General features: G+C 44.7%; 20 protein-coding genes and 1 pseudogene. 11 read left to right on the top strand and 10 right to left on the bottom strand.

Going from position 1 to position 24,723, the window contains the following annotated elements:
* Positions 1-282 precede the first annotated feature (282 nt).
* From G511_RS0103310 to G511_RS0103300, 3 genes are all read left to right on the top strand, one after another.
* Positions 283-1,284: a taurine ABC transporter substrate-binding protein gene (locus tag G511_RS0103310; RefSeq protein ID WP_169565705.1), complete on the top strand. Its 1,002-nt coding sequence runs from the start codon at positions 283-285 to the stop codon at positions 1,282-1,284.
* Between the two features lie 105 nt (positions 1,285-1,389).
* Positions 1,390-2,190 (top strand): taurine ABC transporter ATP-binding protein, encoded by an 801-nt coding sequence (locus G511_RS0103305; protein WP_028468364.1) that lies wholly within the window; start codon positions 1,390-1,392, stop codon positions 2,188-2,190.
* Positions 2,191-2,202: 12 nt separating this feature from the next.
* Entirely contained in the window at positions 2,203-3,060 is an 858-nt protein-coding gene (locus G511_RS0103300; RefSeq protein ID WP_028468363.1) for an ABC transporter permease, read from the top strand.
* Positions 3,061-3,140: 80 nt separating this feature from the next.
* Here the strand turns inward: G511_RS0103300 and G511_RS21660 are convergent, their stop codons facing one another.
* The gene (locus G511_RS21660) at positions 3,141-4,049 is read right to left on the bottom strand and encodes a LysR substrate-binding domain-containing protein (protein WP_051221500.1); all 909 of its coding nucleotides are present in this window, start codon (positions 4,047-4,049) and stop codon (positions 3,141-3,143) included.
* Between the two features lie 103 nt (positions 4,050-4,152).
* Positions 4,153-5,043 carry a LysR family transcriptional regulator gene (locus tag G511_RS21655; RefSeq protein ID WP_051221497.1) on the bottom strand — a complete coding sequence of 297 codons (891 nt, stop codon included), beginning with the start codon at positions 5,041-5,043 and terminating at the stop codon, positions 4,153-4,155.
* 132 nt (positions 5,044-5,175) lie between these two features.
* On the opposite strand from G511_RS21655, the gene G511_RS0103285 reads away from it, so the two are divergent.
* Positions 5,176-7,608 carry a GcvT family protein gene (locus G511_RS0103285; RefSeq protein WP_028468362.1) on the top strand — a complete coding sequence of 811 codons (2,433 nt, stop codon included), beginning with the start codon at positions 5,176-5,178 and terminating at the stop codon, positions 7,606-7,608.
* Between the two features lie 228 nt (positions 7,609-7,836).
* On the opposite strand, the gene G511_RS0103280 is transcribed toward G511_RS0103285, so the two are convergent.
* Complete coding sequence (locus G511_RS0103280; protein ID WP_028468361.1) at positions 7,837-9,486, bottom strand: electron transfer flavoprotein-ubiquinone oxidoreductase; 1,650 nt, start codon at positions 9,484-9,486, stop codon at positions 7,837-7,839.
* A gap of 440 nt (positions 9,487-9,926) precedes the next feature.
* Here G511_RS0103280 and G511_RS0103275 point away from each other — a divergent pair, with 440 nt between their 5' ends.
* The 4 genes from G511_RS0103275 to G511_RS0103260 all read left to right on the top strand — a co-directional run bounded on the left by G511_RS0103275 (position 9,927) and on the right by G511_RS0103260 (position 14,437).
* On the top strand, positions 9,927-11,057 hold the full coding sequence (locus tag G511_RS0103275) for an aminotransferase class V-fold PLP-dependent enzyme (protein ID WP_028468360.1): 1,131 nt from the start codon (positions 9,927-9,929) through the stop codon (positions 11,055-11,057).
* 127 nt (positions 11,058-11,184) lie between these two features.
* Entirely contained in the window at positions 11,185-11,613 is a 429-nt protein-coding gene (locus tag G511_RS0103270; protein ID WP_028468359.1) for a GlcG/HbpS family heme-binding protein, read from the top strand.
* 81 nt (positions 11,614-11,694) lie between these two features.
* Positions 11,695-12,948 carry a serine hydroxymethyltransferase gene (glyA, locus tag G511_RS0103265; RefSeq protein ID WP_028468358.1) on the top strand — a complete coding sequence of 418 codons (1,254 nt, stop codon included), beginning with the start codon at positions 11,695-11,697 and terminating at the stop codon, positions 12,946-12,948.
* A gap of 106 nt (positions 12,949-13,054) precedes the next feature.
* Positions 13,055-14,437 (top strand): L-serine ammonia-lyase, encoded by a 1,383-nt coding sequence (locus tag G511_RS0103260; protein ID WP_028468357.1) that lies wholly within the window; start codon positions 13,055-13,057, stop codon positions 14,435-14,437.
* A gap of 91 nt (positions 14,438-14,528) precedes the next feature.
* Here G511_RS0103260 and G511_RS0103255 read toward each other — a convergent pair whose 3' ends face one another.
* Both G511_RS0103255 and G511_RS0103250 read right to left on the bottom strand, forming a co-directional pair.
* Entirely contained in the window at positions 14,529-15,098 is a 570-nt protein-coding gene (locus tag G511_RS0103255) for a helix-turn-helix domain-containing protein (protein ID WP_028468356.1), read from the bottom strand.
* 230 nt (positions 15,099-15,328) lie between these two features.
* Complete coding sequence (locus tag G511_RS0103250) at positions 15,329-16,012, bottom strand: haloacid dehalogenase type II (protein ID WP_028468355.1); 684 nt, start codon at positions 16,010-16,012, stop codon at positions 15,329-15,331.
* A 362-nt stretch (positions 16,013-16,374) separates the two neighbouring features.
* Here G511_RS0103250 and G511_RS0103245 point away from each other — a divergent pair, with 362 nt between their 5' ends.
* On the top strand, positions 16,375-18,039 hold the full coding sequence (locus G511_RS0103245; RefSeq protein ID WP_028468354.1) for a formate--tetrahydrofolate ligase: 1,665 nt from the start codon (positions 16,375-16,377) through the stop codon (positions 18,037-18,039).
* 74 nt (positions 18,040-18,113) lie between these two features.
* Here G511_RS0103245 and G511_RS0103240 read toward each other — a convergent pair whose 3' ends face one another.
* On the bottom strand, positions 18,114-19,007 hold the full coding sequence (locus tag G511_RS0103240; protein ID WP_051221495.1) for a LysR family transcriptional regulator: 894 nt from the start codon (positions 19,005-19,007) through the stop codon (positions 18,114-18,116).
* A gap of 185 nt (positions 19,008-19,192) precedes the next feature.
* Here G511_RS0103240 and G511_RS0103235 point away from each other — a divergent pair, with 185 nt between their 5' ends.
* On the top strand, positions 19,193-20,692 hold the full coding sequence (locus tag G511_RS0103235; RefSeq protein WP_028468352.1) for a CoA-acylating methylmalonate-semialdehyde dehydrogenase: 1,500 nt from the start codon (positions 19,193-19,195) through the stop codon (positions 20,690-20,692).
* 116 nt (positions 20,693-20,808) lie between these two features.
* Here the strand turns inward: G511_RS0103235 and G511_RS24135 are convergent.
* Positions 20,809-20,943, bottom strand: a pseudogene (locus tag G511_RS24135) (response regulator); the annotation flags it as partial.
* Between the two features lie 122 nt (positions 20,944-21,065).
* Here G511_RS24135 and G511_RS24795 point away from each other — a divergent pair.
* Positions 21,066-21,200, top strand: coding sequence for a hypothetical protein (locus G511_RS24795; protein WP_281170391.1), 135 nt, complete (start codon positions 21,066-21,068; stop codon positions 21,198-21,200).
* A gap of 124 nt (positions 21,201-21,324) precedes the next feature.
* On the opposite strand, the gene G511_RS0103225 is transcribed toward G511_RS24795, so the two are convergent.
* From G511_RS0103225 to dctP, 3 genes are all read right to left on the bottom strand, one after another.
* Positions 21,325-22,647 (bottom strand): TRAP transporter large permease, encoded by a 1,323-nt coding sequence (locus tag G511_RS0103225; protein ID WP_028468351.1) that lies wholly within the window; start codon positions 22,645-22,647, stop codon positions 21,325-21,327.
* A gap of 149 nt (positions 22,648-22,796) precedes the next feature.
* Positions 22,797-23,318 (bottom strand): TRAP transporter small permease subunit, encoded by a 522-nt coding sequence (locus G511_RS0103220; RefSeq protein WP_028468350.1) that lies wholly within the window; start codon positions 23,316-23,318, stop codon positions 22,797-22,799.
* On the bottom strand, positions 23,318-24,334 hold the full coding sequence (dctP, locus tag G511_RS0103215) for a TRAP transporter substrate-binding protein DctP (RefSeq protein WP_028468349.1): 1,017 nt from the start codon (positions 24,332-24,334) through the stop codon (positions 23,318-23,320). Before dctP ends, G511_RS0103220 begins: the two co-directional genes overlap by 1 nt.
* Between the last annotated feature and the right edge of the window lie 389 nt (positions 24,335-24,723).

Here is a 24,723-nt window from a genome sequence, read left to right as displayed (position 1 = left end):
ATTTTCATGCTCGTATTTACATATATTTTTTTATTCATGTCAATTCACTTGTTCAATAAATGTTCATTAATGTTTTAAGTTAATTTGTTTTTTTCAAAGCCAAACAGTATTTACTTGTTATTAAAACTAACAATGTAGGAATTTTTCTCAATTGTCCCGCTCTCTAATACGGGGCAGTATCGATAGAAGTTCATTGATTTAATGAAGTTCAAAACCGGTCCACTTAACGTGCACCGAACCAATAAAATAAGAATTCGCACAAGCGATAATGTAGAGGTAATTATGAAATCGATCGTCTCTAACACGTTCAAAGTAATGGCTTTAACTACTTCAGTTTTAGCAGCAGGTTCAGCTATTGCCGCCGACAAGCCAGATACTGTTACTGTTGGCTATTTTCTTGAATGGCCAACGGCCAACCAAATTGCTCAGGTCGAGAAAACTTACGATAAGGTCATGGGTGTCAACATGGAATGGCGCGCTTTTGACTCAGGCACTGCAATGTCAGCAGCGATGGCTTCTGGCGATGTTGATATGGCTTACTCTCAGGGACTTGTACCTTTCACTGTCGCTGTTTCACAAGGATTGCCAATCACTATGGTTGGTATCGCCGTCTCTTACGCAGAAAACGACAACTGCGTTGTTAGTACAAAATCAGGTATCAGTCAGGCCAACGCTAAAGACCTAGAAGGTCAGAGAGTCGCAGTGCCATTCGGTACAGTTGCACATTACAAAATGTTGCGTGTGATGAGCCATTTAAACGTTGATAGCACGAAGGTCCGTCTACTCGATATGGCACCAGCCGACAGTGCTGCAGCGATCGCCCGTGGTGATGTAGCTATGGCATGCGGTTGGGGTGGTGCATTACGCCGCATGAAAGCGTACGGACCAGTACTAATGACTGCCGCTGAACAAGAAAAGCTGGGGATTCGTGTATTTGATGTGATTTCTACAAACAATAAGTTTGCAAAAAAGCATCCTGAACTCGTTACTCAATTCCTACAGGTTACTAATGATTCAAATAGCGCCTTCACTAATAACCCTGAACAATACCAGCCAGTTATCGCTAAAGCCTCTGGCCTAAACCTAGAAGATTCTAATCAGGTTCTTGCTCTTTTTGACTTCCCGTTGAAAGACTCACAGGTATCTGATCAGTGGCTAGGTGGTGCTGTTCAGGAGTTCACAAAAGAAGTCGCTGATTTCTTTGTACTGCACAAGCAGATCCCAAAAGCGTTGCCAGACTATAGCGCTACAATTGACAGCAGCTTCTTTGAAAAAGTGAATTAATAATCTCTTAACAGGTCTTTCGGCCTGGACGCATCAGGGCAGTAGATATTAGCTGCTCTGATGCCCTACACACTTTATTAATTCTTTTGTTTTAAGGAAATAGCTATGTCTGATCTAGTTGTTAATGACGTGTCCATGGTATTTGATACACCTAGCGGTGAACAAGTTCATGCACTTGAAAACGTCTCATTCTCCCTAAAGCAGGGTGAATTGCTGTCCATTCTGGGTCCTTCCGGCTGTGGTAAAAGTACCCTATTAAACATTATTGCAGGTTTCCTTGCGCCAACAGATGGCACCGTTGAACTAGCATCTACTGAAATCCACGGCCCAGGGTCTGATCGAGGCATGGTATTTCAGCAAGGAGCCTTGTTTGAATGGTTAAGCGTCGCTGAAAACATCGGCTTTGGTTTAACGATGAAAGGAACTCCGAAAGATGAGATCAAAAAAACAGTTGATCATCTTCTAGAAACTGTGGGCTTGCATGATTTTGGTGAAAAAGCGATTTACGAACTCTCTGGAGGAATGCAACAGCGCGTAGCTCTTGCACGCTGCCTTGCCAATGACCCCGATGTTATTCTCATGGATGAACCTCTAGGAGCACTGGATGCTTTAACACGTGAAAAGATGCAAGGCTTGGTATTAAAGCTTTGGAAAGAGACTGGCAAAACCATCATATTAATTACTCACAGTGTTGAAGAAGCCCTATTCCTGGGCGAACGATTATTCGTTATGGCTCCACGCCCTGGTCGAATTAAAAAAGAATATTCACTACCGTTTGCTGAAGCAGGCGTTACAAAAGATCCTCGTGATGTGAAAGCTGATCCCGATTTCGGTGCTAAAAGAGAAGAAATTCTTAATATGATCTGGGAGATGGAAGAAGAAATCATGGGCCAGGCAGAAGAATAAGGAGCCTAAATAATGTCATTTATTCAAACGCTGAAGCAAAGCGTCGGTCTTAGTACAGACGGACTAACTAAACGAAAAACTGTCACCTTTGGCGACACCACCGCCGTAGGCAATGGCCGCTTCTGGAGTATCATTTCGGTAATTACGCTATCAATGGCCTGGTATCTAGGCAGCGCACTTGAGTTGGTAAACCCCATCTTCTGGCCCGCACCTTCAGCCGTCTGGGATCAGTTTATTAATATCTCGCAGGACGGTTACCGAAATTTTACTCTTTGGGAACATGTATGGGCCAGCCTATACAGAATATTAGTCGGCTTTGCTCTGGGCTGCCTAATCGGTATACCTCTGGGTTTCGCTATGGGACTATCCGAGATAATACGCGGCTGGTTTGACCCTATTGTGGAGTTTTTTCGCCCAATTCCGCCATTAGCCTTTATACCATTGGTCATTATTTGGTCAGGTATTGGTGAGCGCTCTAAAATTTTACTGCTGTTTTTTGCAGCTCTCTGGATTATGGTTATTGCAGCCAGAGCGGGTGTTGGGAGTGTTAAGCTTTCTAAAATTCATGCGGCTTACTCTCTAGGGGCTACTAAACGCCAAATATTGATGCATGTAATCTTACCTAACTCACTACCAGAAATATTTACCGGTATGCGTGTCGCTATGGGTATTTGCTGGGGAACGGTAGTTGCCGCTGAGCTAGTTGCCGCTGAATCCGGCATTGGCTTTATGATCATGGCCGCTAGTAAATTCCTAGCGACAGACATTGTAATACTCGGGGTAATTGTCGTCGGGGTAATTGGTTATGCGATCGATATACTGATGCGTAAGCTGGAAGATAAGCTGATCCCTTGGAAAGGAAAAGCATAATAGAGAGTTTTTAACGACTTCTGCCAGTATTTTTAGTGCGATATTAAGGAAAGATCGAGGCTATCTCGGTCTTTCCTTTTTTAGTTAATGCGCAGTAGCGTTTTATCTTCAACTATCTGGTGATGTAACCAGCGAGCAAAGTAATTAATCTTGGAATCAGACAAGCTGCGTGACGGTTGCACTAGATACCAAGCACCAATTTCAGGTACTTGAAGGTTTACTGGCACCACCAGCTTATTATTGGCAATATCACCACTGGCGAAAAATGATTGCACAATAGCCACGCCCTTCCCTGCAATCGCCGCTTCTAATGCTAGTTGATGATTATCATGTTCACTAACAACAGTGACCTGCCCCTCAGTTAAGCCAACACTTCTCAACCAACTAGGTAGGTTCAAAGGGGATTCTGCAATACTCAGAAAAGGCATTTCTAGTAGTTTATCAACCGTTATCGGGCCATTTTCTTCAATCAGTGAAGGGCTGCATACCGGGATTAAAACACCTTTAAACAACTGTTGATAGATCAAGCCAGGCTCTGTTTTTTCACTGTAAATAATACCGATATCTGCAGCATTTATTTCAAATTCCCAGTCATAATAAGAGCTATAGAGTTCTATATGTATATCCGGGAACTGATCCCTAAAATAGCCTAACCTTGGCACCAACCAGCGCGAAGCAATACCCATATAGACCTGTACCGATAAATCACCTTTATCGGGATCACCAAATATACGGTAAGTGCTGTTCTCTATGTCATACAAGGCCTGACGGATTTCTGATGCATACTGAGCTCCAACACTGGTCAGTGCAATGCTACGCCCTAACCGTTCAAACAGAGACTTTCCCAACTCCTGTTCCATTTTTTTAATCTGATGACTTATCGCCGAATGTGTCACATTCAACTCTTTTGCCGCCTGTTGAAAGCTAAGTAAGCGCGCTGTTGCCTCAAAAGCTTTTAACGCTTGTAGTGAGGGTATATGACGTCTCATGAGCCCTGCTCCCGCCCCCTGAATAACAGGCACGTAAGCTTCATATACATTCCATTATTCATACTATTGTGTCTCTCACATTAAAATTAGGGTTTTGATCTATCTAGCTTTCAGTCCATGACCCTAATAACCAATCTCTAAAAATACGTGACGCATCAGATAAGTTTTTATCACCTTGATAACACAGATAATAGCTACCTTCAGTGGTAATACTATCCGCAAATGGCGCAACCAGTTGCCTTGCTAACACCCCTTCACGCATTAACTCATCGTACATCATGCATACACCAAACCCATTGGCAGCCATGGTCACCGCAGTCGCATGGCTATCCATATACTGGCGCGTTTGATCTTGTAAGTGGTCAAGCTGCATTTTTTCTAACCAGCCACTCCACCCCTGTGGAGTTCCTATCACATCTAGTAGCGGTACTCCTTCTAAATCCGATGGGTTACGCATTCGTTTAGCATTAGCCATTGAGCAATAAGGCCGTAACAGCGGAGTGACTAAAGGATGAGACTCGTACCCTGACCAAGTCCCAGAACCGTACCGAATCTCTAACTCTGCTGTTGATATATCAAAATCAGTAGACCAGTTAGTGCCTAATTGGCGAATGGTTATTTGTGGGTATATCGCATTAAAGCGCTGTAATCGTGTCGCAAGCCACAACACACTGAATGACGTATTCACATTGACCTCTACCACGGCCTGATTCAATGGTGTGAATATTTGCGCGGCACCTGCATTCAATTGACGCAAACTTTCCTGTACTAGCGGCAAAAAAGAACGCCCCGCATCACTTAATTGAATAGCTCGGTTCGCACGTACAAATAGTTGCTGATTCAGATGATGTTCTAGTAACTGAATCTGCTGACTCACTGCAGACTGGCTCATATTCAGCTCTTGAGCAGAGAGCGTAAAGCTTAACTTTCGTCCCGCCGCCTCAAAGGTTCTGAGCCAATTTAGCTGAATATTATTTGTCAAAATATCTTTCATAAGTAGAGCTTATCCATCTAGGCTTTATTTATCGTTTGTAACTAGTCGAACACATTCATAACATCGATAGATATTCATTTACAAGAGATCGAGTGGTTGTTTCCACTTTTTGCGACCGATGGGAATCAAATAATGAAAAATAAAACAGAAGTGTTAATCATTGGCGGCGGCATTGCAGGTGTAAGTACGCTTTATCATCTGACAAAGATGGGTTGTACTGATGTAATGCTGACAGAGAAGCTGGAACTCACGTCTGGCTCTACATGGCATGCTGCGGGCAATCTTCCGCACTTTAGTAACAGCATTAATGTCATGAAATTACAGCAATACAGTATCGATCTATATAGCCGTCTACAGGAAGAGACAGGCCAAGTTGTAGACCATCACCAAACAGGCGCAGTACGCTTAGCACATACGCAGGAACGTTTCGACGAATTCAAGCGCGTCGCGGCTATGGGTGAGATCTGTGGCCTAGATCTTGAGATCATTGATAATGACCGCCTAAAAGAACTATACCCATTCCTTGATACCACAGGCCTTGTCGGTGGATTATGGGATAAACTGGATGGCCATATCGACCCAACCAGTGTGACTAACGCACTGGCCGCAGGCGCGCGTGCTAGCGGCGCAACAATTGTTCGCCACAACCCAGTATCTGCCATTGAACAACAAGAAAATGGTCGTTGGAATGTAACAACAGCAAAAGGTGTTATTGATGCTGGTGTCATCGTCAACGCTGGCGGCTTCCGCGCTCAAGAAATTGCTGACATGGTTGGCCACCAGCTGCCAATGAATAGCATGGAACATCAGTTCATCGTGACGGATAACGTACCTGAACTGGAAGAGCGTGACCAGATGCTCCCTATGCTGCGTGACCCCGATGTTTCTTACTACTTACGCCAAGAAGGTAAAGGCTTTATCTTAGGCCCTTACGAAAAAGGCGGTATTCCTTGGGCTGTGGATGGTGTCCCAGCTGCATTTGGCCAAGAACTTCTACAGCCAAGCCTTGACCGAATCGAAGATATTTTGTGTACCGCTATGGAGCAAGTTGGCATTACAGCTAATGCTGGTTTTAAAACAGTGGTCAACGGCCCTATTACCTACACACCAGACGGCCACCCGTTAATCGGCCCTATTCATGGTTTTGAAAACTACTTTGTTTGCACCGGCTTTAACTTCGGTATCGTACAAGGTGGTGGTTCAGGTAAGTTCATGGCCGAGTGGATTGTCAATGGTCACCCAGAACTAGACCTCTGGGAACTTGATCCACGCCGTTTCGGTGACTACGCAACTCCAGAGTTTAACGTTGCTAAAGGTACAGAAGTTTACGCTAACGAATACCAATTAGGCTTCCCTAACGAATACGCTATGCGCCCAGCTGTTCGAGGCCAGAAAAAAGCACCTATCTACGAAAAACAAGCTGAGAAAAACGCCGTATTTGGCGCTTACTATGGCTGGGAACGTGCGAGCTGGTTCGCGCCAAAAGGCACTGCGCCAGTAGAAGAGCATAGCTTTCGTCGTGGTAACTGGTTCGACGCTGTCGATGCTGAATGTAAAAACGTAATGAACAATGTAGGTCTACTCGACTTATCACCGTTCACTAAGTTTGATGTTAGCGGCGATGCTGCCCATGCATGGTTAGAGTCTATTTCTCCTAACCGTATTCCTACGAAAATTGGCGGTACTACTCTAGCCCACCCTCTTACAAAAGAAGGCGGTGTTGCTTGGGAATTTTCTATCACTAAATTGCCAGACGGTAGCTACTATATGATGGCTCCCGCTGCAGCAGAGCTACTTGTAGAAGACTGGTTAACACAGCGTTTACCTAAAGATGGTTCGGTTAATTTAGTTAATATTACGCGTAATTACGGCACGCTCGTTATTGCAGGCCCTAATGCTCGTAAAGTCTTATCTAAAGCGACTGATGCTGATCTAAGCAACGAAGGATTTCCATGGTTCACAAGCCAAGAAATCACTATTGCAGGCGCAACAGTTCGCGCTATTCGCATGAACTTTGTTGGTGAACTTGGCTGGGAAATCCATCACCCTATCGAGCATCAAACAGCTATCTACGATGCACTTAATGATGCAGGTAAAGAGTTCAACATCTCAGACTTCGGCCTACGAGCCATGGATTCCATGCGCCTTGAGAAAGGCTACCCAATGTGGGCTCACGATCTGACACTTGAGTACACATTGCTTGAATCCAACCTAGGCTTCTTCGCTAAGCTTGATAGTGATAAAGCTGACTTCCAAGGTAAAGAGGCTCTTATTGCACAAAAAGCAGCGGGGGTTACGCGCAAGCTAATGCTGCTTGAAGTGGACACTAATGTTGATGCATCTACGGGCATGGAACCGGTCTACCACGATGACAAAATTGTTGGTGAAGTTAGCTCGGGTGGTTATGGCCACAGAACAGGCACAAGTCTAGCGTTAGCCTTCTTGGATGTTGATGCTAAAGACAAGGAGTTAACGGTTAAGATTCTTGGCACTAAATACCCAGCTAAACCAGTGCCACAGTGCAACTACGATCTGAAAAATGAGCGTCTTAAGTCTAACGGCTAAACTTTCATGACTGAAGTATCTCCTACTTCGTTTGCCCGGCTCCAGCCGGGCTTTTTTATGTCTAAAAAAAGAGATGAGTTTGCCAATAGTTACCGATCTTAGATTGCAGCTACCTAATAAGCCATACTGGTTTAAAAAAGGGGAAGTTTGTTAGGAAGGGAAATAGTAGAAAAAGACCTGTGATGCGACAGAGGCTTACAACAGCACCACAGGCATAAAACTGAGCAACTACATATTCGGGTAGTTCGGCCCTCCCATCCCTTCAGGGGTGACCCAATGAATGTTTTGCGCCGGGTCCTTTATATCGCATGTTTTACAGTGCAAACAGTTCTGAGCATTAATTTGGAAACGCGCCCCCTCTTCTTCTTCAATAATTTCATACACACCCGCTGGGCAAAAACGCTGCGCAGGTTCAGAATACATAGACAGGTTAGTCGTCAGCGGAATAGAAACATCAGCAAGCTGCAAATGGCAGGGCTGATCCTCTTCATGGTTCGTGTTTGAGAGAAAGACTGAAGACAATTTATCGAAGCTAATTTTACCATCCGGTTTCGGATAATTAATCATAGAAAATTCTTTAGCCAGCTTTAACTGAGCATAGTCTGCTTTATTGTCATGCAGTGTAAAAGGCAGTTTTCCCTTAAATATATTCTGGTCGACAAAATTAAATGCACCGCCCATAACCATGCCAAACTTATGTAACGCAGGCCCAAAATTGCGACTACGATATAGTTCATCATGTAACCAAGATGCTTCAAAACGCTCTTGGTAGCCATCCAGCTCTTTAGTTTCGTCCTCACCCGCACTAATCGCAGCAAAAATCTCTTCTGCGGCAAGCATGCCGGATTTCATAGCCGTATGCGTCCCCTTTATCTTAGAGAAGTTCAACGTGCCAGCATCACAGCCCACCAGTAAACCACCTGGAAAGGTCATACGTGGCAAAGCATTCAAACCGCCTTTGGTTATAGCTCTAGCACCATAGGAAACACGCTTTCCTCCTTCAAGATACTGTCTTAAGACGGGGTGCTGTTTAATCGTTTGAAACTCATCAAAGGGGCTTAGATAAGGGTTGTCATAGTTAAGGTCAACAATCAGACCCACCACCACCTGGCAATTGTCCGTATGGTAGAGGAAGAACCCTCCACTGGCGTTACCACTTAGCGGCCATCCCGTCCCATGCAATACAAGGCCAGGCTGATGCAGTTCAGGGGCAATATCCCACAGCTCTTTCATACCTAGGCCATAATGTTGGGCATCCACCCCTTCACTTAAATTAAACCTCTGGTTCAACTGTTTACCCAAGTGCCCACGACAGCCTTCAGAGAAAACTGTGTACTTAGCATGTAACTCCATTCCAGGCATATAGCTGTCTTTAGGCTGGCCATCAGCTCCAATGCCCATATCACCGGTAGCAATACCTTTTACACTGCCATCTTCTCTGAAAAGCACTTCTGAAGCAGCAAAGCCAGGGAAGACTTCTACGCCTAAGCTTTCTGCTTGCTCCGCTAACCAACGACAGAAATTCCCCAAGCTGGCAATATAGTTACCCATGTTATGCATAGTTTTAGGCACTAGCATATTAGGTAACTTTTGTGCTGTTTCTGCATCTTTAAGCAGGAACAACTGATCCTCAGTTACGGGAGTATTCAATGGAGCATTACGCGACTGCCAGTCCGGGAACAACTCATCTAGTGCTCGAGTTTCGATCACAGCACCGGATAAAATATGCGCTCCAACCTCAGACCCTTTTTCAACGACACAAACCGTGAGTTCTGACGCATTTTCTTGCGCCTGTTGCATTAGACGGCAAGCAGTTGCAAGTCCAGCAGGACCAGCGCCTACTATAACGACATCAAACTCCATCGCTTCCCGCTCCATATTCTTCTCCTCAATCATAACTGTAAATAACGTATCAACGACCAACACTGCGACCTATTCAGCAGAGCCTGAAGTGAAACCAAGGTTACATTTATAATTATATGAAATTTCTAAGTCAAATTTTCATCAAATATAAATCAAATTAACTAATAACAGCTGAAAAAGAAAAAATATAAAACCTCATTAAAATTCATAATAAATCATTTATTTCAACAAGTTATAAATATTTAAACAACTTTTTTAAGTACTTACTCAATCATCTATCAAATTTATGATAGTTAGCATAAACGTAGCTTATGCATTAAAAATACAAAACATAACCTGTTGTTTTATAAGTACTTTAAAAATAATTGAATAAAAAACAAGCAAATCCACTTGCCTTAGAAATAACACCAAGGCAGTATTATGAAAAATAACAATTTAATTTCACGGAAAGCACAATGAACACAATATCTAATATTGACCCTAATGGCCTTCTTGAATACTCAGTGGTTTACACTGATCGCTCTCTTAACCATATGTCCCAGTCATTCCAAGGCGTAATGAACAACATATCTCGCACTTTAAAGGGGGTCTACAACGCTCACTCTGCTGTAGTCGTTCCTGGTAGTGGCACATTTGGTATGGAAGCTGTTGCCCGCCAATTTGCCAGCGACAAAAAATGCATGGTTATCAGAAACGGTTGGTTCAGTTACCGTTGGACTCAAATCTTAGAAATGGGCAGCATCCCTTCGGCTTGCACCGTCTTGAAAGCCCGCAAAACGTCAGATGCATTTGATGCACCCTTTGCTCCAGCTCCAATCGAAGAAGTAGTTGCTAAGATTAAAGCAGAGCGGCCCGATGTTGTGTTCGCACCCCATGTAGAAACTTCTTCAGGGATGATTCTTCCGAATGGTTACCTTAAAGCGATAGCCGATGCTGTTCATTGCGTAGGAGGGCTTTTCGTTTTGGATTGTATCGCCTCAGGTACTATCTGGGTGGATATGGAAGCATGTGGTGTGGATATTCTCATCAGCGCCCCTCAAAAAGGCTGGAGCGGATCTCCTTGTTGTGCCTTAGTCATGCTAAACCAAACTGCACGCCACCGAATTGAAAACACGCAAAGCTCAAGCTTTGCCTGCGATCTGAAAAAATGGTTGCAAATAATGGAAGCCTACGAAAATGGCGGCCATGCTTATCACGCCACAATGCCAACTGATTCCCTTGTCCGCTTTAACCAAGTGATGAAAGAAACTCAAGAATATGGTTTCGATAAACTTCACGCAGCACAACAAGAGTTAGGCGACAAAATTCGTGCACTACTTACCAGTAAAGGCATCAAAAGTGTAGCCGCTGAAGGCTTCCAGGCACCAGGCGTTGTTGTTAGCTATACACAAGATGAATCTATTCACAACGGCAAGAAGTTTGCTGCACAAGGTATGCAGATCGCTGCCGGTGTTCCCCTGCAGTGTGATGAACCTGAAGACTTCAGAACCTTCCGGCTTGGCTTGTTTGGCTTAGACAAACTGTATGACGTTGATACCGCAGTCTCTCGGTTTGAACAAGCGCTGGAGCAGATACTGGCTCGCTAGATTACCACATCATTTTTTAACCCATATTCGCCTAACTGCTCAACGCTAATAGAGGCCTGTACCTAAGGCCTCCATTCTTTGAGCCGCTAGCTCAACGTTTTCAAATAAAAATAAAAGGTTATCAACGATGAAGATGGTACCAAAACTCACGCTGAGTGATGCTCAAGTCATTATGCAGGCCTGCATCGAAGAAGCCGAGGTAATCGGTGTCGATATGGATATCGCCATCACCGATGACGGTGGCAACTTGCTGATGTTCCAACGCATGGATAATGCGCGCATTACCAGCATAGATATCTCTCTTGGAAAATCATTCACAGCCTCAGCTGCACGAAAATCAACCCGTGCTTATGGCGAAATCAGTGTCCCTGGTAAACCAGCATTTGGAATCAACACCAGTAATCAGGGTAAATTTTCCATCGTCGCTGGCGGCTTGCCATTATTTGCTGGTGAGCAAATAGTCGGCGGCGTGGGCTGCAGTTCAGGCACACCTGATCAGGATGAAATTGTTGCTCTAGCGGGTATAGATGCTTTTAAAGCACTCGCTTACCAGTAGCCACTACCCACATTACCCACCTCGCTTTGGCGCGTATATCCCATAACGAGGTCCGTTACTGTACTTCAGGAGAGATTAATAATGTTTAACAAAAAAGACGGTATTCAAGGCTACGACGATCAACTTTGGCAAGCAATGCAACAGGAAGACACTCGCCAGGAAGAGCATATCGAACTGATTGCTTCAGAAAACTACACTAGCCCTCGCGTTATGGCGGCACAAGGCTCCGCCCTAACCAACAAGTATGCAGAAGGATACCCTGGCAAACGCTACTACGGTGGTTGTGAGTATGTCGATAAAGTCGAGCAACTAGCAATAGACAGAGCTTTGCAGTTATTTGGTGCCGACTATGCAAATGTGCAGCCTCATTCAGGTTCTCAAGCCAACGCCGCTGTGTATATGGCGCTGTGCGCACCTGGTGATACTATTTTAGGTATGAGCCTAGCCCACGGTGGTCACCTTACCCATGGCTCTAAAGTCAGCTTTTCAGGCAAGATGTATAATGCCGTTCAGTATGGCCTGAACGAAGCAACCGGTGAAATCGACTACGATGAAGTCGAACGCCTTGCACATGAACATAAGCCAAAAATGATTGTTGCTGGTTTCTCAGCTTATTCACGCATAGTTGACTGGCAGCGATTCCGTGATATTGCCAACGCAACGGGTGCTTATCTGTTTGTCGACATGGCTCATATTGCAGGTTTAGTAGCCGCCGGCCTGTACCCAAGCCCAGTTCCTCTGGCGGATGTCGTGACAACAACCACACATAAAACTCTGCGTGGACCACGCGGCGGATTGATCATTGCAAAGTCAAATCCTGACCTTGAAAAGAAACTCAATTCAGCTGTATTCCCCGGAGGTCAGGGAGGCCCGTTAATGCATGTTATTGCTGCAAAAGCGGTCGCTTTTAAAGAAGCGCTAGAACCAGAATTCAAAACTTATCAACAGCAGGTCATCGAGAACGCCCAAGCTATGGCAGAAGTGTTCATCGAGCGTGGCTATGACGTAGTATCCGGTGGAACAGATGACCACCTATTTTTACTGAGTTTGATCAAACAGGAAATCACCGGAAAAGATGCCGATGCAGCGCTGGGGCGTGCCAATATTACGGTAAACAAAAACTCCGTACCAAACGATCCTCAATCCCCATTTGTTACCAGCGGTCTGCGAATAGGCTCCCCTGCTGTTACCAGCCGTGGCTTTAAAACTGAGCAGTGTCGCCAACTCACTCACTGGATCTGCGACATATTGGCAGACCTAAATAATGACATTGTGATTGCACAAGTAAAACAGAATGTAACTGCACTGTGTGCGGACTTCCCTGTTTACCAGTAATCATCACGTTTTATAAATAATGACTGGCGACTCGACAGCCAGTCATTGCCATAAATTAAGCTGCATCGCCGGTAACGGTGAGCACACTTACTAGAGGTGACTCACCATGGCTATTAGTCTGTTCGACTTGCTAAAAGTGGGAATCGGCCCATCAAGCTCACATACCGTGGGCCCAATGAAAGCCGCCTTAATGTTCGTTGAAGAATTAAAAAAGAACCAGCTGCTCAATGTCGTTGCACGCGTACAAGTACAACTATACGGGTCACTGGGTGCTACGGGTAAAGGGCACGGTACCGGTTCAGCCGTCATCATGGGGCTAGAAGGACATGCTCCAGAGAGCATTAACCCAAATATCGTCGACTCCCGTGTAGCTGAGGTTAGCCAAACTAAACGCCTTAAGCTAATGGGTAGTAGTGATATTTTCTTTAATATCGATACCGGCATTGTCTTTCACCGTAAGGAAAGCCTGCCATATCACCCTAACGGTATGACGGTAACTGCTTGGAATGCCGACGGTGAAGTGCTATCGCACCGAGTCTATTACTCAGTGGGTGGTGGCTTTGTGGTTGATGAAGAAGCCGCTGGCGCAGACCGCATTATGGAAGATGCGACAAAACTACCTTACCCGTTCACCAATGGTACCGAGCTTCTTGCTATGTGTGAGAAAGATAATCTCAGCATTAGCGAACTGATGATGGAGAATGAAAAAGCTTGGCGTAGTGAAGAGGAAGTCCGCGCTGGCATTTTGCACTTATGGAAGGTAATGCAAGAGTGTGTACAAAGTGGCTTTATTAACGAAGGTATATTACCTGGCGGGCTAAAGGTTAAACGCCGTGCTGCAAGTCTTCACAAAGACCTTAAACAGCGCACTCGTATGGATATGATTACCCCGTCACTAGGGGCTATGGATTGGGTCAACCTATACGCGCTGGCAGTGAGCGAGGAGAATGCTGCCGGTGGACGCATGGTTACTGCTCCGACTAACGGTGCAGCAGGGATCATCCCAGCGGTATTACACTACTATGATCGGTTTTGCCCCAACTCTGATGATGAAGGCGTTATCCAATTTCTACTAACGGCCACCGCAGTAGGCATTTTATGTAAACTCAACGCCTCTATTTCCGGTGCTGAGATTGGTTGCCAAGGAGAAGTAGGATCCGCCTGCGCTATGGCGGCAGCGGGCCTAGCAGAAGCAACTGGAGGCACTCCCGCACAAGTCGAAAATGCTGCCGAAATAGGCATTGAACATAACCTAGGCTTAACCTGCGATCCGATAGGAGGTTTGGTACAGGTACCCTGTATTGAGCGTAATGCGATGGCGTCAATGAAGGCCATTAACGCCGCATCCATGGCGCTTCGCGGAGATGGTACTCATTTTGTATCACTGGACCATGCAATTAATACTATGCGAGAAACAGGCTGCGATATGTCCGATAAATATAAAGAAACATCAAGAGGAGGATTAGCCGTTAACGTTATCGAGTGTTAAACCTTTTCATCAAGTTTTACCCTTTGTCTCACCCACATTTAACCCGGTACCAACCGGGTCTTTTTTTATCCGGCTTACTTGAGTTACTAAATTAGTAATTACCGCCTGTTAATACCCACTGCACAACCGCCTCTTCTTTATCAGAAGGGTTGCGTACCCAATGAGATTCATTACCTGTCAGGGAAAAACTATCTCCAGCGACTAATATAAAGCGTTTATCACCAATACCTAGTTCAAGTGAGCCTGACTGTACAACACCTGCCTCTTCATCTTTTCGTTGGCGAGATTCCTGGCTTCCTGCACCTGGAGCAAAAGTTGTCAGAATCATTTGTAGCTGCCCACTCAATCGAGGTGATAACAATTCTTCCCGAATACCTGTGCCAGAGAAATTCAAGCTTCGACGAGCATTCCTTCGAACAATATGATTTAACTCATCCATTGGCGCTTCATTATCAGCATGGAAAAACCAGCTAATCTGAACGCCAAATACTGCGCTGATCGCTTGTAAAGTCGGAATAGGTAACGAAGAAACTCCCCGCTCTACCTGGCTAACATAACCGACAGAGCGACCAATTTTTTCTGCCAATGTAATCAAAGTAATACCTTTGGCTTTGCGCAGATCGCGAATCTGCCGTCCAATGCGCAAGCTCTCTTTCTCCATGAAGTCCTTTCTGTGCTGTCTTATATAATAAAGTTGATTTCAATCTCTCTTTATTTATTGTATCAGATATCATTATTATGAATATAAATTAGAAATATTCATGCACCAACAAATCACATATAAAAACATTCACAAATAGGTTATCTAAACGAAGAATTCTATACAAAACGATTTAGTTTTATAGATTCGGCGCTACTAACCCTTCCTAACAATGCTGCCTTTTACATGTCCTAGACAACAGACTCTTGTAAAATTTTCTCACCAATATGCTCAAGAGAATCAACAACGAGCGTAGGTTTGGCCTCCCAATCATCAAACAAAGCGGCTTCACTGCGTTTAACCCACGCCGCTTTCATGCCAAAATTTAAGGCACCGATAACATCAAAAGGATTACTCGATATTAGCCAGCTTTGCTCTTTGTCCGAAGCACTGCGTTGTAAAAAGTAATCATATACGGCGGGGTCTGGCTTGAAGCTTTTGAGATCATCAACGCTGACAATATCGAGCAAGTACTGCTCGGTTCCAGAAGCTTGAAGTAACTTTCTAACGGCAGCTTCGGTACCGTTAGAAAATGCGTATGGACGGAACTGTTTATGACTCAGCGCCGCTAATCCATACAGAGTATCCTGAAAAGCAGGCAGCTCAGCGTACAATGACAGCAACTGGGATTTCTGTTCAGTACTCATATCTACCCGATGTAACTTGCAGGCATATTCGAGTGCGCTGCGGGTACATTCAGAAAAGGGAAGATAGCGTTTCATTAAGCCTCTGCGAAACGAGTATTCCAGCTGTTTTTCACGCCACGTATTCGAGAAACTTTGTGCTTTATCGTCGACTAACTCTTCGAGCTGTGTCAGCAACCCATGAGTGTTAATCAAGGTTCCATATACATCAAATGCTAGTGTGATCGCCATAATTACCTCTGGGAAATTATTTGGATACTGACTGTTAGTAAAATTTTAGTGCACATCAACATCAAACAAGACTAAAGTTTTCTCAAAATAGCGAAGTAAACCGACTATCACTATTACAAAGAACACCCGCCTAATACAAGTAACTGAGAACCGTTATCTGATAATTATAAACAAGTTTAATATACAGACGAATCAGTTAAGCGCTTTATGTAATTCCCCAAAAAAGTGCTACCTTGCATAAACATTACTGCATTATCTAGCATCAAAATAGATAAGCTTACTACTTGTTGCTCATCAATTTTTCATTGTTAAATCAGCTATATGATGTCTGATAAACATGAACAAAAGCCTAGGAGCCTCACATGCCGACAGATGTAGAAATAGCTCAACAGTTTACGCCAAAGCCTATTACCCACATCAGTGAAGCACTGGGTATTGAGGAGCAATATCTTTACTCTTATGGCCGTGACATCGCAAAGGTCGACTTAACAGCACTCACAACACCAACCCAAAAAAAGGGGCTGTTAATTCTGGTTTCAGCGACCACTCCCACCCCATCCGGTGAAGGTAAAACCACAACTACGATTGGCCTTGGGCAAGCATTTACCCAGCTGAATGAATCGGTATGTATGGCGCTACGCGAACCTTCTCTTGGCCCCTGTTTAGGTATGAAAGGTGGAGCAACGGGCGGGGGTTATAGCCAGATAATGCCCGCAGATCGAATCAACCTGCACTTTACCGGCGACTTTCATGCTATTACCAGTGCGAATAATCTACTCTCTGCTGCCCTGGATAATCATATCTACCAAGGGAACGCGCTTAGTATCGACCCTCGCCAAATTGTATGGCGTCGTGTCATGGACATGAATGATCGCAGCCTACGAAAAATCGTACTTGGTCTTGGCGGCAAGATGCAGGGCATCCCTCGCGAAGGCGGCTTCGATATAACCGCGGCTTCCGAAGTCATGGCCATGCTCTGTTTAGCTAATGATGCTGAAGATTTACAGCGACGCTTAGAGCGAACCTTAATTGGCTTCACTTACCAAGGCGACCCCGTTTATGCTAAGCAACTAGACATTACCGGTGCAATGATGGCTCTGCTTCGTGACGCTTTACAGCCTAATTTAGTGCAGAGTTTTGAAGGTACTCCAGCCTTTGTTCATGGCGGGCCTTTTGCCAATATTGCTCATGGTTGCAACAGTGTAATTGCCACACGTATGGCGATGCATCATGCAGATTGGACAATCACAGAAGCAGGATTTGGTTTTGATTTAGGTGCCGAAAAGTTCTTTGACATCAAATGTCGGGTAGCTGAGTTAGATCCTGATGCTGTCGTGCTGGTCACAACCGTGCGAGCATTAAAAATGCATGGTGGTAAAAATAAAAGCGACTTAGAGAATGAAGACCTTATCGCCGTGAAACAAGGCCTAGAAAACCTAGATAAACATATAGAAAGTGTAGAGATATTTAATAAGCACCCGGTCGTTGCCCTGAATCGTTTTGCCACCGACACCGATGCTGAAATTGCCTTAATTCGTGCGCGTTGCGAAGAACATGGCGTTTCTTTTGCCGAAACAAACCACCACGCAGAGGGAGGTAAAGGAGCGATTGAACTGGCTAAAGTCGTTATGTCGTCTGTAGAAAAAAACCGCCCTTTCAAGCCGCTCTATGAACTGGATGCTAGCGTATTAGAAAAAGTGCGTGCCGTATGTAAAGCCATGTACGGGGCAGATGATGTCGCCTTCTCTAAAGATGCTGAAAAAGATCTTAAGCATGTCGAAAAACTAGGGCTTACCCACCTTCCCGTCTGCATTGCAAAAGCACCTAGCTCATTATCTGACGACCCGGCTTTACACGGTAGACCACGAGACTTTGAAGTCACCGTTAGCTCCATTCAAATTAATGCTGGAGCGGGATTTTTAGTTATATTAACCGGAAAAATCATGCGTATGCCGGGACTGCCAAAGAAGCCTGCAGCCAATAGCATTAAGCTACTAAAAAGCGGCATTATTGAAGGGTTAGAGTAACGACGTTGTAAATCCCCCCTAACCTAATGCCAAGAGAACCTATCAACTAAGAAGTGCTCTTTATCAGCATTAGGTTAGTTTCCTTCCATCAGCATAATCGCATTGTTCTCTGCATGGCGCTTTAAGTGCTGCCAAACCTTGTTCACACGGGCTAGTTTTTTCTGCTCGGGATGAACAGCTATCCAAAAAGTCCGCACGACGCTCGTTTGCTGGGGTAAGATCGGAATTAAATCCGGATGCCTTCGTGCTAAAAAATGAGGCAGCATCGCCAGCCCAAGACCTTCACGTACGGCAACCGATTGTGTGACAACACTGGTGCTGCGAAAGCACGGGTTTGAATTGGGTAGTAAGCGCTCTAAATAGGACAACTGATCACTAAACACCAAGTCATCTACATAACCAATCAGTGGGTGCTTATAAATATCTTCTGGCACATTAATAACCTCACAGTGCTCAAGATAATCACGAGAGGCATACATGCTAAGACCATAATCACAGAGCTTTGAAACCACGAGCGAGGTATTTGGCGGTTTTTCAATCGTAACGGCAATCTCTACTTCCTGATGAGACCACTTAACGAAGCGCTGTAAAGGCAATAGATCAATAATGATCTGGGGATTGTGCTGGCAAAAACGCGCCAGCTCAGGCGCAATAAAGTCATTACCAAAAGCCTCAGTAACACCAAGGCGAACCTTACCTTGGTTCTCTAAATTTTTACCCTGTAAAATATCATTAGCCGCTTGGGCACGCTGATCCATATCACGCGCAGTTTGTAACAGTAACTGGCCATGCTCTGTGAGACTATGACCTTCGGTGCTGCGATCAAACAACTGAGTCGCCAACTGGTCCTCTAGACGGTGTAAGCGCCGCGAAACGGTCGATGCATCTATACCCAAGCGCTTAGCGGCTTGTGATAGCTTCTCAGTACGCGCGACTTCTAAAAAGACCTTTAAGTCATCCCAGTTCATATCTATTCTCTTTATGATCATAGCTTTGCAATTATGCAAGGCTGTATTGCCAAACTGTCTATTGTTAACAAGATACCCTGCCGCTATCCTCGATATCAATATAAATACACTGTTTGCATAAATGCAGTTTTATATGCAGCGCAACATAACCCAGATATCTATTAATGATGTCTCTGGAGGTAATAATGAGCATTCCCCAAGTATCTATGATTATTAACGGCGAAAAAGTTGAAACCACCAGCGGCATTTGGGCTGATGTACTTAATCCAGCCACTCAAGAAGTTGTTGCCCAAGTACCGTTTGCAACACTTGATGAAGTCGATACTGCCGTTGCTAGCGCAAAAGAAGCTTTCAAAAGCTGGCGTAAAGTGTCCGTCGCCAAACGCCAAGCGATTATGCTGCGATTCCAGCAATTGGTACGCGACAACACCAAAGAAATCGCTGAGCTAATAAGCTTAGAACACGGTAAAACACTACCTGATGCCGAAGGTGAAGTTGGCCGTGGACTAGAAGCCATCGAGAATGCTTGCCTCATCACTAAACTCCAGCTGGGCGAGATAGCTGACAATGTTGCGGGTGACGTTAATGTATATACGCTCAACAAACCACTAGGTGTTGGTGTGGGTATTACTGCGTTTAACTTCCCAATTATGCTGCCTTGCTTTATGTTCCCGATAGCAATCGCATGCGGTAACACATTTGTTTTAAAGCCTTCTGAACAAGACCCTACATCAACTATGCGCTTAGTTGAGTTGGCGATGGAAGCGGGTGTTCCTGCTGGTGTATTGAATGTCGTGCACGGTGGCGCCGATGTTGCTAACCGTCTTGCAGAGCATCCTGATGTTAAGGCGCTGTCTTTTATCGGTTCTACTCATGTCGGCACATCTCTTTATAATCGCGCTAGCAGCACAGGTAAACGTGCACAGTGCATGATGGGGGCAAAAAATCACGCAGTTATCATGCCTGACGCCAATAAAGACCAAGCAATTAACCATATGCTGGGTTCTTGCTTTGGTGCTGCAGGTCAACGCTGCATGGCTAACTCCATTGTAATTTTAGTGGGTGAAGCACGTGAGTGGTTACCAGAAATGGTTGAGCGCGCCAAAAGCATGATCATAGGCCCTGGTAGCAATCGCGACGCAGATTTAGGCCCGCTTGTTTCTCCACAAGCACAAGCACGTGTTGAAGGGCTTATTGAAACAGGTGTTCAGCAAGGTGCATCCTTATTACTCGATGGCCGCGGTGTCGCTGTTGAAGGTTATCCACAAGGAAACTTCGTCGGCCCTACCTTGTTTTCAGATGTCACTACTGAAATGGATATCTACACTCAGGAAATCTTCGGTCCTGTCATGTGTGTGATGGGCGCTGATGATCTAGAGAGTGCTACTGATATTATCAACGCTAACGAAAATGGTAATGGTACTGCCATCTTTACCAACTCAGGCTGGAACGCTCGCTGGTTCGAAAATAACGTAGATGTAGGGCAAGTGGGTATCAATATCCCAATTGCAGTACCTGTTGCCTACTTCAGCTTTACTGGGTCACGTGCATCTAAGCTTGGCGACTTAGGGCCTAACGGCCAACAAGCCGTTCAGTTCTGGACTCAAACAAAGACAGTATCTGCTCGATGGTTTGAACCTGGTACAACGTCTAATAAAGTCCACACTACTATTTCTATGAAGTAATAAGTGACTTTTCTTGCCAGCAAACATTGCTGGCAAGAATGTATGACAGCGGAGGGAAACCTCTGCTTTCACAAGCGCTACAAAGCTCTCCTCAATACCGACAACGAAGACCTGCCTTAAACACTTTTATATTTTCTTTCTGGCCTACCAACGCTACCGTAGCTCACTTCTGCAAAAAGCTCGTTATTGCTTACCAAAAAATCCAGATATCGTCGCGCAGTAGTACGGCTAGCGCCAATACGCTGACCAACGTTACTATGAGGCAAGAAGGTATCTACATCACTTTGCACAAGCCAGCAGCTTGTCTAAATGCTTAAGGTAGCGCTCTAAGAGCAGCCCTTGGTATTCAAACGAAGATAAAAGCAAAGATGACGTGACTGGCTGGTACGCAAACGTAACCTATAAGTTTCCAGAAAAGAAAAACTTCAGTGTATTTGCCGAAATTGGCGATAACAATGAAGACGATAGCAGCATTGGCTACTTGGCAGGAATGCAGCTTAAGTTTTAAACGCATGCAGATCTAGCCTTGAGAGGCCTCCCCCTTCAGGTTTCTCAGGGCTACATAAAAAAACACCCGCATGACTGTTCACAGTCTGCGGGTGTATAAAAGAGCATCGATTTATTAATGCCAACTATCCAAATATCACTCCAGGTAACCAGAGCGCTATCTGTGGAAACGCAACCACCAGTGCCAATCCGATAACCTGCAAAATAATGAACGGGATTACCGCTTTATACAGGTCATATATGGTTATTGAAGGAGGCGCCACCGATCGCATGTAAAACAGATTGTACCCAAAGGGGGGCGTGAGATAGGCCGTTTGCATACTGATAATAAACAGTACTGCAAACCACACTGTATCGAATCCCAGCTCCTGAACAATCGGTACGAACAAAGGAACAGTAATAAAGACAATCGCAAAGTCATCCAGAAACATACCCAACACGAAGTACGTTACCAGCATCGCGATAATGACCCAGTAAGGCGAAAGATTCGCGTCTTCTACTAGCTCGGTAAGCAGTGATCCAGCCCCCAAACCAATATAGACTTTACTGAAGAATACCGCTGCTACGGTAATCCAGATCAACATACCCATTAGCTGCGTAGTGCTCATGAGTACTTCTTTAAGCATTTTCATATTCAATGTGCGATATATTGCCGCACAGATGAGTGAGCCCGCTGCACCAATAGCTGATGCTTCTGAAGGCGATGTCACACCACCGACGATGAAACCCAACACAGTACCAATAAGAATACCCGGCAGAACCAAAGCCTTAAGCGCTTTAATTTTACCAAAACCACTCACTCGCTCTTCTAGAGGAATTGGTGGCGCTTTTTCCGGATTCTTTTTCGCAAACAGGTAGATGTAAAGCATGTAGATACCGGCCAACATTAAGCCAGGCATCAAACCTGCTGCAAACAATTTACCTACCGACTCTCGGGCAAGAAATGCGTATACGATCATCAATACGCTAGGTGGAATCAAAAACCCTAATGCGCCACCCGCCATAATAGTACCGGTGACTAGCTTCTTGTCGTAGCCTCGTTTGAGCATCGCGGGCAATGCAATAATGCCTAAGCTAACGGTTGCAGCCCCTGAAACCCCAGCAAGCGCTGCGATAATCGCACAGACAATCACAGTTCCCATTCCCAAACCACCAGGAACGCCGCCCATGAGCTTATTAATCATTTCAAACAGGTCATCAGTGATGCCGGATCGCTGCAGCATTAATCCCATAAAAATAAACATTGGGAGTGCTACCAGCAGGAAATTATCCATCGCCCCGAAAGCACTGTGAGCCATCAATTCGAGGCCTGCTGGCCCCCAAAGAAAATAGGCGGAACCTGTGCCCACGGTAAGCAACGCCCAAGTGAGCGGAGCCCCCATCGCCAAAAGCACCAGCATGGAGCAAAACATGCCTGCGGTAACCAATAAAGGATCTAGATCTAACACGGATACACCTTCGTTTTTTCAGTATACAACTGCACTATTCTTATCGACCTCTTAGCCAAACAAGGTTCTCTGACAAAAATCACAGATATATAAAACTAACAGAGCAATTAACCCCTTCGAAAACCAGCCAAGTATCACACTATTGCGAACTAGCTTTTTTCTTCTAGTTGCATACCCAGAGCGACAATCAGGCTACGAATCAAGCCTGCTAAGCTTTGCAACATCATCAGAGCGATGGCCAGAGGGAGAACGGATTTAAAAGGGTAAACAATGGGTCCCCAAGTACTCTTTGATGAGACCTCTTTAATTGCCCATGATTCCGCAGCATAATTAAAGGTAATCACAAAGAAAACGCCGAATACAACCAAGCCAATCGAGCCGGTTATCACATCCATAATGGCTCTGGTGCGAACTGAGAACAGGTTATAGATCACTTCACTTTTCACATGGCTGTGGTGTCTATGAGTATAGACACCCGCCAGTATGCAGAAAGTACCATATAACATCGTGGTACTTTCATGCGCCCATGAGGTAGGGCTATTAAACAAATAACGGGCCGCCACCTCATAAGCAAGCACAGCAATCATGGCAAGACACATCCAGGAGACGGTCTTGCCCACCCACTCAGATACCCTGTCTTGAAAAGCAAGATATTGAGAGAGTGTTGACATTAAGCTCTCCCGGTAGCCTTAGCTGTTGCGATGATTGCATCAACCGCCTTGCTGTTACGCTCAGATTTTTTAGCTTCTTCTTTCCACACATCCATGGCTGCAACCGTCAACGCTTTAGAGTCTTCAGCAGGTAAAGAAGCAAATTCGAAGATGCCTTCGCCGTTCACATCAAGACAACCGTTAACATTCCAAGCATGCATGTTAGTTGAATGCTTAGCGGTAGCTAGTTCAATAACTTTTTGCTGATCAGGAGACATAGAGTCCCACTTTTTCTTATTGATCAACATACCATCAGCATAACCAGGGTTGATCATGTTTAGGTAAGTGTAATGTTTAGCTGCTTCGTGCAGTTTTAGTGCTTTATATTCCAAAGATCCGCCATAAATCACACCATCAATCGCACCAGTAGACAGTGCAATATAGAGCTCTTGGCTTGGTAGGTATACGGTTGGAATACCGAACTTTTCAAGAATCGCAGCCACAGTAGCTGTTGCGCGAATCTTCATGTTTTTCAGATCATCCAAGCTCTTAACAGGCTTAGTTGTTAGCAGGTCGTACGGACCACCAAATACTGGACCTAAGTAATGTACGCCTTTTTCAGCATAAGCTTCTGTAAGCAGATCACCCAGACCTTTAGCTTGGTGCAGGTACATAGCTTCATCATAGCTAGTCCAAGCGCCTGGAATACCACTTTCAATCTTAGCGATATCTAGCTGGCCAGCCCAGTAGCCACCATAACCCTGACACATATCCAAAGTACCTTTAGATACGGCATCTAGCATCTGGTCATTTGCTACAAGTTCGCTACCACGAAAACGCGTTATACGAACACTTTTGTTAGAACTTGTTTTGATATCGTTTGCAAAAGCTTTGTACAGATCATCAGTTTCTGTTCCGTACAGCGTTTGCATTCTTAGGTTAACTTTATCGCCAGCATGTGCAGATGTTGCTGTTAGGGCGAGTGGTGCTGCAGCGATACCGGTGGCAGCTGCTTTCAGTAAGTCTCTTCTTTTCACTATCTGATTCCTTTTTTCTTATATGTATTGATAGCTTATTTTAGGCAGAAACACTTAAGAACTGTATAAACTCATTCTATCTATGCTCTACCAGAAGCTCTCTGATAACGTCTCTACCTACGACCGGGTAGCTGTGCGGTATTTTTAACACCGTTTGGTGTAAATTAAAAGCTACGTTTGCATGCTGTTTTGTAAAATTTGATAGATTCAACCGAAGTGCATGAAAAAAACTCAAGAACCCAGATGAAAGAAACAACGAAGAAAAATTAACATAAGTCGTTGTTTATGTTAAATAAAATATAAAATAACAGTGATGATCACTTATTTTTCAAACTCTATATTTCGCTGCTTTCACCTACTTTGATGAAAAACGCACACTCAACCAATGT

Source organism: Neptunomonas japonica DSM 18939 (assembly GCF_000422765.1).
Lineage (GTDB): Bacteria > Pseudomonadota > Gammaproteobacteria > Pseudomonadales > Balneatricaceae > Neptunomonas > Neptunomonas japonica.
The sequence above is the reverse complement of the archived record's forward strand: the minus strand, read 5'-3'. Positions and strand labels throughout refer to the sequence as shown.